A 17,713-nucleotide genomic window follows, 5' to 3' on the forward strand; every position below is an offset into this window, starting at 1 on the left:
GCGAACAGGTCCGGGCGTGGTCCTCCCCACGCCCGTGGGGGTGAGCCGATCGAGATCGATGCGGACTCCGGCCCGGCGGAGTCCTCCCCACGCCCGTGGGGGTGAGCCGCACTTCGGCGTTCCGCTTGCGGTCGATGGTCTGTCCTCCCCACGCCCGTGGGGGTGAGCCGTCGTCGTCGGCGTAGGCGGCGGCTTCGACCCAGTCCTCCCCACGCCCGTGGGGGTGAGCCGACAAGGAGTAGGCCGTGAAGCGTTTGACCGACGTCCTCCCCACGCCCGTGGGGGTGAGCCGCAGGCCGACAACCGCGCGACCCGCGCCGAGCTGTCCTCCCCACGCCCGTGGGGGTGAGCCGCCGGTGCGCGTCACGGTCGACCTGGCCCCGACGTCCTCCCCACGCCCGTGGGGGTGAGCCGTTCAGTGCGTCGCGGGGGTCGGCGAGCTTCCCGTCCTCCCCACGCCCGTGGGGGTGAGCCGATCCTCGACCAGGCGGTCATTCAGGACAATACGTCCTCCCCACGCCCGTGGGGGTGAGCCGATGATGGTCACGGTCGGTGTGACCGTGCTGTGGTCCTCCCCACGCCCGTGGGGGTGAGCCGGTTGAGGTGGCGCGCAAGACGTATCCGGTCGTGTCCTCCCCACGCCCGTGGGGGTGAGCCGCAGAGCAATGTGTCCGACATCGTCGTCAGGAAGTCCTCCCCACGCCCGTGGGGGTGAGCCGTCAGCGAAGGACGCCGGGATCGGTGTCGGGCAGTCCTCCCCACGCCCGTGGGGGTGAGCCGCCGAAGTGTCGCGCCGCGCCAAGGAGATGGACGTCCTCCCCACGCCCGTGGGGGTGAGCCGCCCGCCGCGGACTTCACGGACGACGACCTCGAGTCCTCCCCACGCCCGTGGGGGTGAGCCGGCCCGTCTCGATGCTGTCATGGGCGATCCGAAGTCCTCCCCACGCCCGTGGGGGTGAGCCGTTCGCCACGCGGGCGGAGTCGTCGGCGCCCCAGTCCTCCCCACGCCCGTGGGGGTGAGCCGACGTCCGCGAGAGCGACAGGACCAAAAGGAGAGTCCTCCCCACGCCCGTGGGGGTGAGCCGAACACCGCCTGGTCCAGGGTCCGGCCGAACGCGTCCTCCCCACGCCCGTGGGGGTGAGCCGACCCAGCGCGCCAAGAAGGACACCGCGGAGGCGTCCTCCCCACGCCCGTGGGGGTGAGCCGGAGGACGGGGGCGTTCTGTCGCAGGCGACGGCGTCCTCCCCACGCCCGTGGGGGTGAGCCGGTCAGCGAACCGGTAACCGGTTCCTGAGGGTCGTCCTCCCCACGCCCGTGGGGGTGAGCCGTCGGTTGTCGTGAAGTTCGAGGGCCGCGAGGGGTCCTCCCCACGCCCGTGGGGGTGAGCCGCCCCGGCCGCCGGAGTCTGAGGAGTAGTCGTGGTCCTCCCCACGCCCGTGGGGGTGAGCCGTCGTCCGTGCCGCCGGGCACGTCCGTGACCTTGTCCTCCCCACGCCCGTGGGGGTGAGCCGGAGATCATCATGCGTAGACTGCTCGACCGGATGTCCTCCCCACGCCCGTGGGGGTGAGCCGTCCGCGATGGAGCGGCTGCTCCTGCTCGCGGAGTCCTCCCCACGCCCGTGGGGGTGAGCCGACCACCGCCCGCGACTTCCTCGCCCAGCTGAAGTCCTCCCCACGCCCGTGGGGGTGAGCCGGAGACCGCCATGCAGCTCCACGCCACCCAGCTGTCCTCCCCACGCCCGTGGGGGTGAGCCGGACGTCCGCGCCAAAATCAAGGCGGAACTCGAGTCCTCCCCACGCCCGTGGGGGTGAGCCGCGCACGGCTGGCCCGTCGCCGCCGTCTACACCGTCCTCCCCACGCCCGTGGGGGTGAGCCGTAATGTCGCGACTGCTTGGAGTGCTTGCGGCGGTCCTCCCCACGCCCGTGGGGGTGAGCCGCCGAGCAGACCAGAACCGGGGGCGCCAAGGTCGTCCTCCCCACGCCCGTGGGGGTGAGCCGCCGCAGGCCGTCATGTGGGAGCGGCTCGGTCAGTCCTCCCCACGCCCGTGGGGGTGAGCCGCCGGGGAACACGATCGATCGGGCGACGTCCTCGTCCTCCCCACGCCCGTGGGGGTGAGCCGCAGACCGGTCAGCTCGCCGCGATGCAGGCGACGTCCTCCCCACGCCCGTGGGGGTGAGCCGCAGGGACGGAAGCAGAGCCGGACGCCCTTCGAGTCCTCCCGACGCCCGTGGGGGTGAGCCGATCACCGAGGAGGGGAAGATTCACGGCCGCAAGTCCTCCCCACGCCCGTGGGGGTGAGCCGGCGGTGCGCAACTCGGCGCGGCCCGGCCTGGTGTCCTCCCCACGCCCGTGGGGGTGAGCCGCCCAGGGCCTGACCACGTGCGTCATGACGTTCGTCCTCCCCACGCCTGTGGGGGTGAGCCGTCCATGCTGGAAAGACCTTCATAGAGGAGGCTGCATAGGGTGTTGCTGTGCAACGGCTTGCGCTCTTCGACCTAGACAACACGCTCGTGAGCCTGGACGAGGCGTTCCAGGCGTGGGCCGTGGAGTTCGTCGACGACCATCGGCTTGGACGTGAGGTGGTTGACTGGTTGATCGCTTTCGACCAGGAGGGTTATCCGCATCGTGAGGTCTTCTTCGGCAAGATCCGGGAGCACTTCACCCTGTCCGAGTCGGTAGAGGAACTGTGGAGCCTTTACCGCAGGCGCATGCCGCACCTCGTCCGCTGTCGGCCCGAGGTGATGGAAGGGTTGGGGCGGCTCCGCGCGGCCGGGTGGAAGGTGGCCATCGTCACCAACGGGACGGCGGACAACCAGCTCGGCAAGATCCAGCGGACGGGGCTTGCTGAAGCCGTCGACGCCTACGCGCTCTCGGGACTTGAAGGCATCCGCAAGCCGGATGTCGGGCTGTTCGAGATCGCCGCCCGGCGGTGCGGCATGAGCCTGGCCGACGGGGGATGGATGGTCGGGGACCATCCCGTCAAGGACATCGGTGGAGGACGAACCGCCGGCCTCCGTACGGTCTGGGTAGATCGGAGGAATCGGCAGGACCAGGAGCACAGGGCCGACCACGTTGTCAGGGACGTGCTCCAGGCGATGGAGATCCTGCACGGCGAGCGCTGACCGAGGGCGCGCCGTGGCTGGTGGGGGAGTGCTGTACAGCAGCGCCGTACAGCAACACCGCCTTACGCGATCACACGCCACCGGCCCGCATCTACCACCTGACCAGGACCCGGGTCGCGTGACGTGCATGCCGCCCTTCCCTTGTAAACAGAAGGTCAGGGGTTCGATTCCCCTCGTCGGCTCTGTAACGGAAAGGCCCCTGAACAGGCGATACGCCGTCAGGGGCCTTTGCTTGTTCGGATGATTCCGCGATTTCGACGGTCGTGTGCGGCCGGTCCCGGTCATGCCCCGGCTCTCCGTTGGGAGTCGGCAACGCGGTCTCGTCACCGGGCACCTGCAGCGTGGATGCCCCGCCCTTCAGGGCGGGGAGGAAACGCGGAACGGCCGGACACTTCGATCTCCTGATTCTGTCGGTGGTGCTCGATAGATTGATCGGGATGTCCCGCTACCGGCTCCAGCCCACGCCCGCCCAGGAGGCGATGTTGCTGGAGCACTGCGGACGGACACGCCCGATTCGTGTGGAACCTCGCCGTCGAGCAGCACGCTCACTGGAGATCGGGCCGAAAAAGTGCTCCGGCCTTCGCCGAGCAGTGTCGCCAGCTCACCGAGGCCCGCGCGGCGTCCGACTGGCTGCGCGCCGGGTCGATCATCGTGCAGCAGCAGGCGCTGAAGGACTTCGCCCAGGCCGTGGTGAACTTCTTCGGCGGCACCCACCGCCGCCCCACCTGGCGCAGGCGCGGCCGTGACGAGGGGTTTCGGATCGTCGCGGTCAAGCCCGGCCATGTGCGCCGCGTCTCGCGCAACGTCGGACAGGTGAGGGTCCCGAAGGTCGGGTGGGTGCGGTTTCGCTGGTCGCGGGCCGTCCCTGAGGGGGCGAGGTCTTATCGGGTGACCCGCGACGCCTGCGGCCGCTGGCATGTGGCGTTCGCCGCGATCCCGGCGCCGGTGCCCGGGCCGGGCACCGGCGGGATCGTCGGCGTGGACCGGGGCGTGGCCGTCTCGGCGGCTCTGTCCACCGGGGCTGCTGAACGCTCCCGGCCTGCGCGCCACTGACAAAGCCCGTCTGCTGCGCCTGCAGCGCCGGCTGGCCCGCGCCCGGCGCGGCTCCGGGCGGCGGGCAAAGGCTTTCGGCCGGGTCGTTCCGGTCGATCCGCGCTACACGTCGCAGACCTGAAACGCCCGCGGGCATCGCGCTGCGGAGTCGAGAGAGAGCCAATCCCGGTTCCGCTGCGTGGCCTGCGGGCATCGGGCGCACGCCGACGTCAACGCGGCCTGCAATGTGCGTGACACGGCGGCAGGGCATGCCGTTGCTGCGCGGGGAGGCTCGCCGTGGGGCGGGCCGGTGAACCGCGAACCTCAACCTGTCCTCCTCTGCGTGTAGGAGCGGGTTGGAATCCTCCGCCTTCCAGGCGGGGGAGGATGTCAATCGCACGCTCCTACGGCTCGCGGTAGCGTCGGTGCCGATATGTCTGCACGAAAGTCGGAGGTGATCACGGTGCATCCGGTCTTGTGACGGCCCCAGCCCGGGGCGTCACGGAGCCGAAAGGTGACCGTATGAGCAAGACCGACAAGACCCGGCCCCGGTGGGTGCGGATGGCCGACGCGCCGATGGTGACCTGCGTGCCCGTGCACGATCACAGGGTCGGGCCGTGCACGCTGCCGGACGAGATCACTGCCGGCAGCGCGTCCCTGAACCACCGCACGAGCGGCTGTCACTGGCGTGCCACCGCCTACTACCTGTTCGACTGCGGTGGTGTCGGCGGGGGCCGCGAGGGGGTACCACCTCCGGCGCCAAGAGCGTCGCCGCAGCCGGCACCAGGCACGCTGCGAGCTGCGCACCTGGCACGGCGAAGACTGAGGGAAGGGGCGGGGCTCGCATATCGGCGGGCCCTGCCCCTGTTCCTGCCCGCCGGCCGATCAATGTCTCAAGTTCGCCGGCCGAACCGCGCGGTGAGCGACCAGCCAGAATCGCTGTCTGCTCGTCCCTGCGCCACAGCGTCCTCTTCAGAGATCGAGGTGCTGCGACGACCAGTTGAACCCAGGCAGAAATCCGTTTCCCGCGCAGCGGTCGGAGACGGCTCGCCCAGGGGGATCAGAGTGACGAGAGGCCGACGGCAGGCCGCCCGCGGCCGGCCCGACGTCATCGGCCGGAGGGCCCGCGACCCGGACTCCGCGATCATTCCGGCTCCCAGATTTATCCGCTCGGTGTGCATGGCAGGGCTCCCGCCTCCGCTCATGGGCGGGAAGCATAGAGTCCCTCCACGACGATTCCGGCTGCCGGGGCCGCACCGCCGGGCTGCTCGCGAACGGTGGACGCCGTACGGCCTAGCCGGTTTCTCGCGGGCGATGGACGCCGCGCGAGCGGTGGACTCCGTACGGCCTCCGTGCCGGAGCAGGCGGGACCAGCCGGGATTCACCGGGTGGGTGAACGTCTTCCCCGCTCCGGTGGTGTCTCGGTAGGCGACCCGGCGGCCGGGATCCGCCATGGGGAACCGTGGCCAAGGGGAGTGCCTCACGCGTCGGAGAAGGCCGGCGCCCGGCCGTCCGAGTCCCAGCCGTCCACCTCGTCCAGCGCCGACTCCAGTGTCTCGCGCACCTCGAACACCGAGATCAGGCCCGTGGTGGTGAGCATGCGCCGCAGGAAGACGGGCAGGGCGGTCAGGACCAGGCGGATCCCGTGCTCCCGGCACTCGTGGCGGGCCATGGCCAGCGTGCCGATCGCCGTGGAGTCGCAGAACGTCAGCGCGGTGAAGTCCAGGATCAGGCAGCCGCCGCCGAGGAGGCCGCGCAACTGCTCCACGACGATCCGCAGCGAAGGGGAGGCCGCCCAGTCGAGCTCTCCCCTGACGCGCACCACGGCGCACCTGCCGCGGGCACCGAGCTCGATGTCGAAGACATTCTCCTCCGGAGGCACCGAGACCACCGCCCCTCACCGTCCAGCGTCACCGACTCGCCGGTTGAACCTCGCCCACACGGTACGGCAGTGCTCCCCGATCCGTCACCATGCCGTCGCCCGGCGGTCGTTCCCTACCCGTCTCCCGTCATGTAAGCCTCCGGCGGTTCCCGTGGTGGCCGGGAGGGTGCCCGGCTCCTCGGCCGCCCCCGGTGGGCGGTACGGTCACCGGGGGGACGGCCGTGCGCCCGGTGGCGCCCGCGAGCGGCGACCGGAGCCGGGCCGCGCCCGTCAGACCGGGTCTCCTCCGCCGGACGGATCAACGAGGGAGCATTCCAGGGGAATGATCCGGGTCCTCCGCGGCCGTGGGGAATTCTGACGTGGTTCTTCTCTTATCGGGAAAATGCCATGACCGAAATCATGCAGACAGTTTTCGGTCCTTTGCCGACCGGATTCTTTTTGCTTCCGGATGGCCCGTACGGAGATGGGGAGGACGGCTATCGTAGGAACCGGACATGGCTATCCGGTCTTCTCCGGCGGTCTTCTCGGAGGCCACCGCCTGCCGCCGCGGCAGGCATGACGAGGCGGTCGCGGGCACGGCCCGCGGCGGAGACCGCGGACCCGCCTGGGGCCGGATCCCGACCGGGGCTGTTCCCTGCCAAGGAGGCGAAGTGAGTGAGCCCGGCCGCAAGGCGATGGACTACCCGTTCCGCAATCCCACCGCGCTGGAGCCGCCGCCCGAGTGGGCCGAGCTGCGGCAGGCGTGCCCGGTGGCGCCGATCCGGCTGCCCAGCGGGGACGAGGCGCTGGTGCTGACCCGCTACGACGACGTGAAGCAGGTGCTGTCGGACCCCCGCTTCACCCGCGAGCTCTCCGCCGCCGACGCCCCCCGGATCACCGCGAACGAGTCCGGCGGCGTGTTCGGCGCCAGCGAGCTCAACATGACCGGGGAGGAGCACCGGGCCTGGCGGCAGTTGCTCGGCAGGGCGTTCACCGCCAAGCGGGTCACCGCGATGCAGCCCCGGATCCAGGCCATGGCCGAGCGGCTCGTCGAGGAGATGGTCGCGCGGGGGCAGCCGGCCGACCTCGTCTCCGGCGTCGGGTTCCCGCTGCCGGTGTGGGCGATCTGCGACCTGCTCGGCGTGCCCGACTCCGACCGGGACCGGTTCGCGTACTGGTCCGACACCATGCTCAGCCTGACCAGGTTCTCCCAGGAGGAGATCGACGCGGCCCAGGCCGAGTTCGACGCCTACCTGATCGCGCTGGTCGAGGCCAAGCGTGCCGAGCCGGGTGACGACCTGGTCAGCGAGCTGCTGTCGATCGTCGAGGGGCTGGACGGGCGGCTGACCGAGCAGCTCATGCTGGGCACGGCCAAGGGGCTGCTGGTCGCCGGGCACGAGACCACCGCCAACATGATCGGCAAGATGATGGCGATGCTGCTGTCCGACCGGAGCCGGTGGGAGGCGCTGCTGGCCGACCGCGCGCTGATCCGGCCGGCGGTGGAGGAGGTGCTGCGCTACGACGCCAACCCCGGCTTCGGCATGCCGCGCTACCTCAGCGAGGAGGTCGAGGTGGGAGGCACGGTCCTGCCGAAGGGCACCACCGTGGTGTGCAGCATGGGTGCGGCCAACCGGGACGAGCGGCAGTTCGAGCAGGCCGGCGTCATGCGGCTGGACCGCTCGCCCAACACCCACGTCGCCTTCGGCGTCGGCCCGCACTCCTGTGTCGGCCAGGCGCTGGCCCGCACCGAGCTGCAGACCGTGCTCAGGGTCCTGCTGGAGCGGCTGCCCACGCTGGAGCTGGCCGTGCCCGCCGAGGCTCTGGCCCGCCGCGAGGGGCTCGTCGTCGGCGGCCTGGAGCAGGTCCCGGTGCGCTGGTGACCACTGGAGGCGATCGATGAACGTCACCGTCGACCGGGACAGGTGCTGCGGCGCCGGGCAGTGCGTGCTGCTCGCGCCGGAGGTGTTCGACCAGGGGGAGGACGACGGCGTCGTGGTGCTGCTCGACCCGTCCCCCGGCGAGCCGCTGCGCGCCGCCGTCCGCGAGGCCGCCGGGGTGTGCCCCACCGCCGCGATCACCGTGGACGAGCGCTCCTGACGGGCGCCGCGGGCCCGGCGGCCACCCGCGCCGCCGTGCTCCGGGCCTGCGCACGCCCGGGCCCGGTGGCATGCGCGGGCCCGGCACGTCCGGCACGCCGCCGTGCTCCTGCCCGGCGGCGTGAACGGGCCGGGCTACGCGGGCAGGGGCGCCCCGGCGGCGGCCGTGGTGGACTCGCGCACGATGAGGCGGGTCTCCAGCCGGGCCAGTGTGGGCGTCCCGGTGTCCCCGGCGTTGACGGCGGCCAGCAGCAGGTCGACCGCCATCCGCCCGGCGGCCGCGGTCGGCATCGTGATCGTCGTCAGCTTCGGCCGGTTCAACCGGCCCGGCAGGCTGTCGTCCACGCCGATGACGCTCAGGTCGCCGGGCACGGTCAGCCCTCGTTCGCGCAGGCCCTCGATCAGGCCCAGCGCGACCAGGTCGTTGTAGCAGAGCACGCCCGTCGCGCCCGACTCGGCGACCGCCGCCGCGGCGGACAGGCCGCCCCGCTCGGTCGGGTCGTTCGGCCGGAGCACGTCCAGCTCCACGCCGGCCCCGTCCGCGGCGGCGGTGGCGGCGTCGTGCATCTCCTCGCTGGTCCACGAGCCGCTCGGCCCGGACAGCAGGGCGATCCGGCGGTGTCCCAGCGCCGCCAGGTGCTCCACCGCGGCCCGCACCCCCTGCCCCACGTCCATCAGCACCGTGGGCAGCCCCTTCACCTGCCGGTTGACCACCACGAACGGGACCTGCGCCCGCAACCGCTCGATCATCCGGTTCGACAGGCGCGGGCTGCACAGCAGCACCCCGTCGACCTGCTTGGAGAGCATCTCGATCAGTTCCTGCTCCAGCAGCGGGTTCTCGTCGGTGTCCGCCACGAACACGTGGTAGTCCCGCTCCCGCGCCTGCTCCTGCGCCGCTTTGATCAACGGGGGGAAGAACGGGTTGGCGATGTCCGCCACGATCAGCCCCAGGTTGTGGGTGCGTCCCGTGGTCAGCGCCCGCGCCGCCCGGTTCGGCCGGTATCCCAGTCCCTCCGCCACCGCCAGCACCCGGTTGCGCGTCTCCGCGCTCACCAGGTGGGGGGCCGAGAACGTCCGGGACACCGTCGAGACGTGCACCCCCGACGCGCGTGCCACGTCCCTGATGGTCACCGCCATGGATCATCTCTTTCTGCGTTCAGATGGCGGGCGAGCCAGCCGAAGACGTGCTCCTGCGCGGCCAGGCCGAAGTCGTGGCCCGCGTCGGCGAACACGCCGGTGTAGTTCGCCGGGGTCCGCCGGTAGTGGTCTTTGATCGTCTCGTGGGCGCGGCGCATGCCGCTCAGCGGGAGGATGGGGTCGTGCTCGCCGTACCAGACGAGCAGGGGGCGGGGTGCGGCGCAGGCGACCAGGTCGGGCAGGTCGCAGAGCCTGGACAGGCCCGGGGGGTAGAGCATCCAGGTGTGGCCGGCGACGTACCCGTCCAGCAGGTCGCGGTAGGAGGAGACCATCGCCACCACGGCGACCGCGGACAGGCCGGGGTCGAAGGCGCCGAGCAGGGCCGCGCGCAGGCCGCCGCCGGACAGTCCCGCGCAGCCGACGGCCCCGACGTCGGGGCGCGAGCGCAGGTAGGCGGCCGCGGCCAGGTCCTCTCCCGCGACGACGCCCGCGTAGGAGACGCCGAGCACGGTGCAGTACTTGGCCAGCACGTGCTCGTGGCGGGCGGCCGCGGCGTCGTATCGGTCGGCCTCGCCGAGAGCGGGGTCGGGGACCCCGCGCACGCCGTCGGGCATGTCGGCGAGCGGGATCCGGCGGCTGCCCCAGCCCAGCGCGTCGGGCACCAGCACGGTGAACCCGCGCGCGGCCAGTCCCTGCGCCCAGGCCCTGCCGTCGTAGATCGAGGCCCGCAGCCGGGCGACCTCGGCGGAGTGGCCCTCCGGGCCGTCGGCGATCTTCTCCTTGCCCGCCCACTTCATGCCGGCGTGGCAGTGCAGGGCGAGCACGCCCGGCAGCGCCGCGTCGCCCGCCTCGCGGGGGCGCAGCACGTAGGCGCGGGTCCGGGGGCCGAACCCGACGTCCCAGGAGACCTCCTCGCCGCGGATCCCGCCCGCCGCCCAGGTCCGCTCGGTGCGCACGTCCGCGGCGGTCAGGTCGAGCACGCCCAGCAGGTCGCGCGCCCGCCCGCGCAGCTCGGGACCGGGCGGGGGAAGCGGGAACAGCCCGCGCTGCGCCGCGGCGATCTCGGCGAGCGGGGAGAACTCGCCGAGATGCCGCAGCCGGCGCGGGCCGCCGGCGGGGTCACCGGTGGGGTCACCGTCAGGATCGGGCCGCACGGCTCAGCTGTCCGCCATGCGGGTGCCGCCGTCGGCCAGGTGGACCGGCCGCCCGGTGCGGATGGACTCGTTGGCCGAGGCGCCCACCATGACGCTGCGGATGCCGTCGAGGTAGCCGGCCTGCCGGGCCAGCGGGTCGTCGCCGGGCCCGCGGAAGACGTCGTCCAGCAGGAGCCGGTCGCCGCCGCCGTGGCCGCCGGCGCCCTGCTCGATCGGGATCTCCCGGGCCTCCTGCCAGTGCTGGTGCAGCAGGAGCCGCTCCCAGGCGCCCGTCGCGTGCTCCTTGGAGGCGGCGGTGGGGTCGATCGCGGCGTGCGGCGGGGTCCAGGCCCGCTCGCAGACCTCCAGCTCGATCCGCCCGCCGGTGCCGTTGAAGACGACCCGGTAGCCCTCGTAGGGGGCGTGCGCGTTGAGCGAGTAGGTGAGCACGGCCCGGTTGTCGTAGCGGACCAGGACCGCCATGTTGTCCTCGATCGTGACGCCCTCGGTGAAGACGTCCTGGTCGCGGATGTAGCCGTCCTCGTGCTCGGCGTCCAGGTAGAGGCGCTTGAGCCGGGGGTCGGCGGAGATGTCGAGGATGAACGGGTCGCTGCCGAGGCCGGGCGCGCCCTGGCCGCGCGCGGGCCGCGCGTCGAGCTCGCGGGCACGGGCGTTCTCGGCGCCGTAGAAGCGCAGGTCGCCCTGGGCGTACACGGTCCGCGCGGAGGCGGCCAGCCACCAGTTGACCAGGTCGAAGTGGTGGGTGGACTTGTGCACGAGCAGTCCGCCGGAGTTGGCCTTGTCGCGGTGCCAGCGGCGGAAGTAGTCGGCGCCGTGGATGGTGTCCAGGGCCCAGTCGAAGTGCACGGAGGTGATCTCGCCGATCGCGCCCTCCATGATGAGGCGGCGGACCGCGGAGTTGCGGGGCGAGTAGCGGTAGTTGAAGGTGACGACCAGCGAGCCGGTGCTCCGCTCGGCGGCGGCGGCGATCGCGGCGCAGCTGGCGGCGTCGATCGTCAGCGGCTTCTCGACGATCACGCGCTTGCCCGCGTCCAGCGCCGTCACGACGTAGTGGGCGTGCGTGGCGTCCACGGTGGCGACGACCACCGCGTCGCACAGCTCGAGCATCTTGGCGTAGTCGTCCGGCGCGAAGCGGGGGACGTCCCGGCCGATGAGCTCGGCGTAGTAGTCCATCCGGGTCCGGTTGGTGTCGCACAGGGCGACGATCTCACCGGTGTCCCGCCAGTCGCCGAGCAGCGCGTCGACGTACATCTGGGCGCGGTGGCCGAGCCCGACGAATGCGTATCTCATCTCGTCTCATCTCCCCGATTGGTGTGCCGTACGGCTCGCGCGTGCGGTCCGCACGAGCCGTACGGCAGGCGTGAGGGCCTCTCTCAGCCGGTGCGGCCGGTCGGCGACGGCTCAGGAGTCGCCGGCCGGCCGGCGGGTCAGCCGGAGATGGCCGCGTTGGCCTCCTCGAGGAACTTGGTGGCCGCCTCGTCGGCGCTCTGCTGCCCGGCGGTCACCGCCTCGGTGTAGCGCTTGATGATGTCCTCCATCTGAGAGGCGCCCTTCGGCGGGACGATCGCCTGGGTGAGCTCGCCCCTGATCTGCTCGATGAAGTCCACGCTCTGCTGGTCGGCCGGGGTCAGCTTGCCCTTGATCGCCTCCAGGACCTTGGAGTTGATCGGCAGGCCGCGGTCGCTGAGCAGGATGCCGCCGGCCTCCGGGTCGTTGAGCAGGAAGTCGACGAACTTCTGCGCCTCGGCCGGGTGCTCGGACTTGCTGGAGACCGTCCAGTGCATGGCGGGCTGGAGGAACATGCCGTTGCCGCCGGAGGCGTCCAGCTTCGGCATGCGGAGCATGGTCAGCTCGGAGCCGGAGACCTTGCTCAGGGTGCCGAGCTGGTTGCTCCACCACATGCCGAACGCGCCCTTGTTGGTGCCGATCAGCGACTGCTCGACGCCACCGGCGATGATCTCGTTCATCTTCGCGGCGTCGGGCGAGGCCTTGGTCTCGATCATCTGGGTGAAGTTGCCCCACCATGCCTTGAGCGTGTCGGCGGTGATGCCGATCTTGCCGTTGTCGTAGAGCTTCTCACCGCGCTGCGCGGCGTAGATGGTCGGGTAGGTCGGGTTGTTGGAGGTGTACTCGGTGCCGTAGTACTCGCCCTTGCCGGCCTCGGTGATCTTGGCGGAGAGCTTGATGTACTCGTCCCAGGTCCAGGTCTTGTCGTCCGGGAGCTCCACGCCCGCCTTGTCGAGGACGGACTTGTTGGCGTACATCGCGAAGACGTTGACGCCGGTGGGGATGGCGTACTGCTTGCCGTCGACCTGGTTGGCCTTCAGCACCTCCTGGTCGAGGTCGGCGGTGTTGACCTTGCCGGTGAGGTCGAGGAGGGCGCCCCGGCCGGCGTACTCGGCCAGGCCGCGGATCTCCAGGGTCATGACGTCGGGCGCGTCGTTGGCCGCGACCTTGGTGGCCAGCGACTCGTAGTAGCTCGGCCAGTCGGAGAACTCGCCGACCACGTCGATGTTCGGGTTCTTCTTCTCGAACGCCGCGATGACCTGCTCGGTCAGCTTCTGCCGGGAGTCGGAACCCCAGTAGGAGAAGCGGATCTTGACCTTGCCGTCGGCGGACTCGCCGCCGTCGCCGCCGCTGCCGCAGGCCGTAAGGGTGAGGGCCGCCACCGCGAGCAGGGCCGCCGCCTTGAGAGAGCGCATCTCTCGGTCCTTCCTCTTGATCATTATCAGGGGGGTTGAAGAGGACTACTCAGGGATATGGGGAGGGCTTACTTGAGACCCGTGGTGGCCATACCGCGGATCAGGTACTTCTGACCGGCCAGGAAGAATCCGAAGATCGGTCCGAGGGCGATGATCGACATGGCGAACATCGGTCCCCACGACGACTCACCGCTGGAGTCCAGGAAGGTGCGCAGCGCCACCGGGACGGTGAAGTTGTCGGGGTTGTTCAGGTAGAGGAGCTGGCTGAAGAAGTCGTTCCACGTCCAGATGAACGTGAAGATCGCCGTGGTGGCCAGCGCCGGGGTGCAGAGCGGGAGGATGACGCGGAAGAACGTGCGCCAGTAGCCGGCCCCGTCGATCGAGGCCGCCTCGTCGAGCTCCCGCGGGAGCGTCCTGATGAACTGGACCATCAGGAAGATGAAGAACGAGTCGTGCGCCAGGAACTTCGGCAGGATCAGCGGCCAGATCGTGTTGATCATGTCCAGCTGGGCGAACATGATGTACTGCGGGACGATCACCACGTGCAGCGGCAGCATGATCGTGCCGAGCATGAGGGCGAACCAGAGCTTCTTCAGCGGGAAGTCCAGCCGGGCGAACGAGTAGGCCGCCAGCGAGCAGGCGACCAGGTTGCCGATGACCGACAGCACCGTGATGAGCGCCGAGTTCCACAGGTAGTAGCTGAACGGGTGGGCCAGCGCGTCCCAGCCCTTGGTGTAGTTGTCAAAAGTGATCTTGCTGGGGATCAGACCGGGCTCACGGAAGATCAGCTCCTCCGGCTTGAGCGAGCTGGAGATCATCCACAGCAGCGGGTAGAGCATGACCAGGCCGAAGCCGATCAACATCAGGTGCTTGGCACCCCTGGAGACGCGGCGCCGGTACAGGACCGGCATCCGGCTACTTGCTGTCGCCATAGAAGACCCAATACTTGGACGCGAGGAAGTTGATCCCGGTCAGACCGGCGATGATGACCACGAGCACCCAGGCCATCGCCGAGGCGTAGCCCATCTCGTAGTGCTTGAACCCCTTGGTGTAGAGGTAGAGCGTGTAGAAGAGCGTGGAGTCGTTCGGGCCGCCCGTGCCGTTGCTGACGATGAACGACTGGGTGAACGACTGGAACGACTTGATGATCTCCAGCACGAGGTTGAAGAAGATGATCGGCGTGAGCAGCGGCAGCGTGATCGACTTGAACTGCTGGATGGTGCCGGCGCCGTCGATCGACGCGGCCTCGTAGTAGCTGCTCGGGATCTGCCGCAGGCCGGCCAGGAAGATGACCATCGGGGCGCCGAACGTCCACACGTGCAGCAGGATCAGCGTGCTCAGCGCGGTGTCGGGGTTGTTGACGTAGCTGGTGCCCTCGATGCCGAAGATCGCGAGCACCGCGTTGACCAGGCCGTCGGCGCCGAAGATCTTGCGCCAGAGGATGGCGATCGCCACGCTGCCGCCCAGGAGCGAGGGCAGGTAGTAGATCGACCGGTAGAACGACAGGCCCCGCAGGCCGCGGTCCAGCATCAGCGCCAGTGCCAGCGCGAAGCCGAGCTGGAGCGGGACCGAGACCACCACGTAGATCGCGGTGACCTTCAGCGAGGCCCAGAACCGGGGGTCCTCGGTGAACAGCTTGAGGTAGTTCTCCAGCCCGACCCACTCGGCCTCCTCCAGGAGGCTGTAGTTGGTGAAGGACAGGTAGAACGAGGCCACGATCGGACCGACCGTGATCAGGAACAGGCCCACGAACCATGGGGCGAGGAATGTGTAGGCGGCCAACGCCTCACGGCGAGAGCGCTTCACGGCCGGCCCGCTTCCCTGGACGGGGGCGGGGGGCGTGGCCACCGGCTTCTTCAGCGACAACGAATCAACCACGGCGGAACCCCTGTGTGGATCGGGCCCGGACATTTCCTGATTCAGTCGTCATCACGGGACCTCCCGATGTGACGTGATTGGATGGCGCTTTCCTATAGGTCTGGGAAAGCCACGTCAACCCTTTGCATGCGTTACCTGCTTGTTATCGATATATCGTTATCGATGTTTGTGCAGGTCGTAGGGTTAACGACAGGTTTCGCGAAATAAAGGATCTTGTAACTATCGCTTCGTTGCTACAAGCGGTTGCAGAAAGAGGAGTGGAGATACGGTCATGGGATGATTGGTTTTCTTTAGGAAAGATCGAGGGGTTGCCACATCTCGGCAACCAGTCATATCTCGCTTTTTCTGGACAAATCAGACAGTGGTCAGTATGTGAAACGGTAGGCCGTGACCGAGGTGTGCTCCTGTCCCGGCCGGAGCACGGTGGAGGGGAAGTCGGGCCGGTTCGGCGAGTCGGGGAAGTGCTGCGTCTCCAGGCAGAGCCCGGCGTACCTGCCGTACGGCGTGGCGACCCCGTCCAGCATGTGCCCGGTGTAGAACTGGACCCCCGGCTCGGTGGTCGTCACCTCCATCGCCCGGCCGCTCACCGGCTCCACCACCCGCATCACGCCGCCGGGGCGCAGCACGTAGCAGTGGTCGTAGCAGCCCTCGAGGCGTGCGCCCACCGCCGCCGGCCGGGTGAAGTCGTACGGCGTGCCCGCCACCGGAGCCGGCTCCCCGGGCAGCGGGATCTTGCCCTCGTCGACCGGCAGGTAGTGGTCGGCCTCGAGGGTGACGACGTGGCCGAGCACGTCACCGCCGCCGGCGAGGTTGAAGTAGGAGTGGTTGGTCAGGTTGAGCACGGTGGGCGCGTCCGTGGTGGCGCGGTAGTCGATCCGCAGCTCGTCGCGGTCGGTGAGGGTGTAGGTGACCGAGGCGGTGAGCGTGCCCGGGTAGCCCTCCTCGCCGTCCTCGCTGACGTAGGTCAGCCGGACGGCCCGCTCACCGTCCGGCTCGGCCCGCCAGACCCGCTTGTCGAACCCGGCCAGCCCGCCGTGGAGGCTGTGCCCGTTGTTGTTGAGCGGCAGCCGGTACTCCACGCCGTCGAGGGTGAAGCGCCCGCCCGCGATGCGGTTGCCGTACCGGCCGACGACCGCGCCGAAGTAGCGGCTGCGGGTCAGGTAGTCGTCCACGGTGGGCAGGCCGAGGACGACGTCGGTGCCGTCGGGCAGTTCGAGTGACTGGACGGTCGCGCCGAGGGTCAGGACGCCCGCGCGCACCCGGCCGTTCGACAGGACGTGCCGGTCCACGGGGTCGCCGGCGGGGGTGGATCCGAATCTCACGGTGAGCTCGCTCTCTGTCGGTCGGTGCTGTGTCGGTTTCGGGTCGGTGTCGGGCCGGTGCCGCGCCGACGTCACGCCGATGCCGTGCCGTACCGGTACGGCACGGCGCCGGCACTGTACGACGGCGCTGTACGACGGCGCTGTGTGACGACGCTGTGCGGCGGCACTGTGCGCCGGGACCGCGCGGCGGCGCCTCGGCGGTCCGGGCGGGCTCCCATCGGGTGGGTACCCGGTGGCCGGCCCGCCCTTCGGGCGGCGGGCGAGGGTACCCCGCCCGCGGCACCGTAACGCAAACGGTTGCATCCCTACTAGGCGCCGCAGGCGGGTTTCCTGCGACCGGTTGTGACGGAAAACGATGATCTTTATGAGAAAATCGCAGGTCAGAGAGGTGCCTAAAATTGACGCCTTGACGTTTCCGCGAGATGACGCCACTGTTTGGCGCAACTGGTTGCAGTCTCTGAGCGTGCTCGTGACTGCCAGAAGGGAAAGACACCCGTGAGCAGAACTCTTGTCACCGGGAGCGCCGGGCGCCTCGGGCGCAGCGTCGTGTCCGCGCTCGCCGCGGCGGGGCACGAGGTGATCGGCGTGGACAACATGCCGGGCACTCCCGCCGACGCCGCCGAAACCCTCCCCGCGGACCTGACCGATCTCGGTGAGGCGTACGAGGTGATCGCCCGGTTCCGGCCGGACGCCGTCGTGCACCTAGCCGCCATCGCCACCCCGTTCAGCCGCAGCGACCAGGTGATCTTCCGCACCAACACGCAGCTGGCCTTCAACGTGTGCGACGCGTCGGTGGCGCTGGGCGTGGGCAAGGTGGTCGTGGCCAGCAGCCCGACCGTCATCGGGTACGGCCGCCCGGGCGGCTGGACGCCGTCCTACCTCCCCCTCGACGAGGACCACCCGGCCGAGCCGTGGAACGCCTACAACCTGTCCAAGCACGTCGCCGAGGAGACGATGCGCTCCTACGCCCGCGCCTCCGCCACCACGAAACTGGCCGCGGTGCGGCCCTGCTTCGTGATCGCGCCGGAGGAGTGGGAGGGCGCGCCGACCCAGTCCGGCCACACCGTCACCGAGAGGCTGGACCGGCCCGAGATCGCCGGGGTCTCGCTCTTCAACTACATCGACGCCCGCGACGTGGGCGACCTGTTCATCGCCCTCCTCGACAAGCTGCCCGGACTGCCGAACGGCGAGACCTTCTTCGCGGGGGCCGCGGACGCGCTGGCGCGTGAGCCGCTGGCGGACCTGCTGCCGAAGGTCATGCCCGGAACCGAGGGCTTCGCGGACGGCCTGACCGGCACCGCGCCGGCTTTCTCCTCCGCCAAGGCCGAGCGCCTGCTCGGCTGGCAGGCCAAGCGCAGCTGGCGCACCGAGCTCTCCTCCTGAAGCCTCTCGAAGGGAAAACGATC

13 protein-coding genes, 1 pseudogene and 1 CRISPR repeat array (1 of these 15 cut by a window edge) are annotated in these 17,713 nt (G+C 70.2%); of the genes and pseudogenes, 6 read left to right on the plus strand and 8 right to left on the minus strand.

Going from position 1 to position 17,713, the window contains the following annotated elements; all coding sequences use genetic code 11:
* Window positions 1-2,427: direct repeats of the CRISPR family, unit length 29 nt; unit sequence GTCCTCCCCACGCCCGTGGGGGTGAGCCG (it extends 2,541 nt beyond the left edge of the window).
* Between the two features lie 47 nt (window positions 2,428-2,474).
* From ACFOWE_RS04990 to ACFOWE_RS05000, 3 genes and pseudogenes are all read left to right on the plus strand, one after another.
* Window positions 2,475-3,125: an HAD family hydrolase gene (locus ACFOWE_RS04990; RefSeq protein ID WP_377285705.1), complete on the plus strand. Its 651-nt coding sequence runs from the start codon at window positions 2,475-2,477 to the stop codon at window positions 3,123-3,125.
* Between the two features lie 516 nt (window positions 3,126-3,641).
* Window positions 3,642-4,178, plus strand: coding sequence for a hypothetical protein (locus tag ACFOWE_RS04995; RefSeq protein ID WP_377285707.1), 537 nt, complete (start codon window positions 3,642-3,644; stop codon window positions 4,176-4,178).
* A gap of 166 nt (window positions 4,179-4,344) precedes the next feature.
* Window positions 4,345-4,506 (plus strand): annotated as a pseudogene (locus ACFOWE_RS05000) (hypothetical protein); the annotation flags it as partial.
* A 1,131-nt stretch (window positions 4,507-5,637) separates the two neighbouring features.
* On the opposite strand, the gene ACFOWE_RS05005 reads toward ACFOWE_RS05000, so the two are convergent.
* Window positions 5,638-6,048: an STAS domain-containing protein gene (locus tag ACFOWE_RS05005; protein ID WP_377285709.1), complete on the minus strand. Its 411-nt coding sequence runs from the start codon at window positions 6,046-6,048 to the stop codon at window positions 5,638-5,640.
* Between the two features lie 665 nt (window positions 6,049-6,713).
* Between ACFOWE_RS05005 and ACFOWE_RS05010 the strand changes: the two genes are divergently transcribed.
* Together ACFOWE_RS05010 and ACFOWE_RS05015 are read left to right on the plus strand one after the other, a co-directional pair.
* The gene (locus ACFOWE_RS05010; RefSeq protein ID WP_377286441.1) at window positions 6,714-7,898 is read left to right on the plus strand and encodes a cytochrome P450; all 1,185 of its coding nucleotides are present in this window, start codon (window positions 6,714-6,716) and stop codon (window positions 7,896-7,898) included.
* Window positions 7,899-7,914: 16 nt separating this feature from the next.
* Window positions 7,915-8,115, plus strand: coding sequence for a ferredoxin (locus ACFOWE_RS05015; protein ID WP_377285710.1), 201 nt, complete (start codon window positions 7,915-7,917; stop codon window positions 8,113-8,115).
* 134 nt (window positions 8,116-8,249) lie between these two features.
* On the opposite strand, the gene ACFOWE_RS05020 is transcribed toward ACFOWE_RS05015, so the two are convergent.
* The 7 genes from ACFOWE_RS05020 to ACFOWE_RS05050 all read right to left on the minus strand — a co-directional run bounded on the left by ACFOWE_RS05020 (window position 8,250) and on the right by ACFOWE_RS05050 (window position 16,307).
* The gene (locus tag ACFOWE_RS05020; protein WP_377285711.1) at window positions 8,250-9,251 is read right to left on the minus strand and encodes a LacI family DNA-binding transcriptional regulator; all 1,002 of its coding nucleotides are present in this window, start codon (window positions 9,249-9,251) and stop codon (window positions 8,250-8,252) included.
* Complete coding sequence (locus ACFOWE_RS05025) at window positions 9,242-10,405, minus strand: alpha/beta hydrolase family protein (protein ID WP_377285713.1); 1,164 nt, start codon at window positions 10,403-10,405, stop codon at window positions 9,242-9,244. Before ACFOWE_RS05025 ends, ACFOWE_RS05020 begins: the two co-directional genes overlap by 10 nt.
* Window positions 10,406-10,408: 3 nt before the next feature.
* Window positions 10,409-11,695: a Gfo/Idh/MocA family protein gene (locus ACFOWE_RS05030; protein WP_377285715.1), complete on the minus strand. Its 1,287-nt coding sequence runs from the start codon at window positions 11,693-11,695 to the stop codon at window positions 10,409-10,411.
* Window positions 11,696-11,832: 137 nt separating this feature from the next.
* On the minus strand, window positions 11,833-13,107 hold the full coding sequence (locus ACFOWE_RS05035; protein ID WP_377285717.1) for an ABC transporter substrate-binding protein: 1,275 nt from the start codon (window positions 13,105-13,107) through the stop codon (window positions 11,833-11,835).
* 68 nt (window positions 13,108-13,175) lie between these two features.
* On the minus strand, window positions 13,176-14,018 hold the full coding sequence (locus tag ACFOWE_RS05040; RefSeq protein ID WP_377286442.1) for a carbohydrate ABC transporter permease: 843 nt from the start codon (window positions 14,016-14,018) through the stop codon (window positions 13,176-13,178).
* Window positions 14,019-14,022: 4 nt separating this feature from the next.
* Window positions 14,023-15,018 (minus strand): carbohydrate ABC transporter permease, encoded by a 996-nt coding sequence (locus ACFOWE_RS05045; protein WP_377285719.1) that lies wholly within the window; start codon window positions 15,016-15,018, stop codon window positions 14,023-14,025.
* A gap of 332 nt (window positions 15,019-15,350) precedes the next feature.
* Complete coding sequence (locus tag ACFOWE_RS05050; protein WP_377285721.1) at window positions 15,351-16,307, minus strand: aldose epimerase family protein; 957 nt, start codon at window positions 16,305-16,307, stop codon at window positions 15,351-15,353.
* A gap of 495 nt (window positions 16,308-16,802) precedes the next feature.
* Here ACFOWE_RS05050 and ACFOWE_RS05055 point away from each other — a divergent pair, with 495 nt between their 5' ends.
* A complete protein-coding gene (locus ACFOWE_RS05055) occupies window positions 16,803-17,690 on the plus strand; it encodes an NAD-dependent epimerase/dehydratase family protein (protein WP_377285723.1) in 888 nt (295 codons plus the stop codon).
* The last annotated feature ends 23 nt before the right edge of the window (window positions 17,691-17,713 follow it).

Source organism: Planomonospora corallina, assembly GCF_042650625.1.
Lineage (GTDB): Bacteria > Actinomycetota > Actinomycetes > Streptosporangiales > Streptosporangiaceae > Planomonospora_B > Planomonospora_B corallina.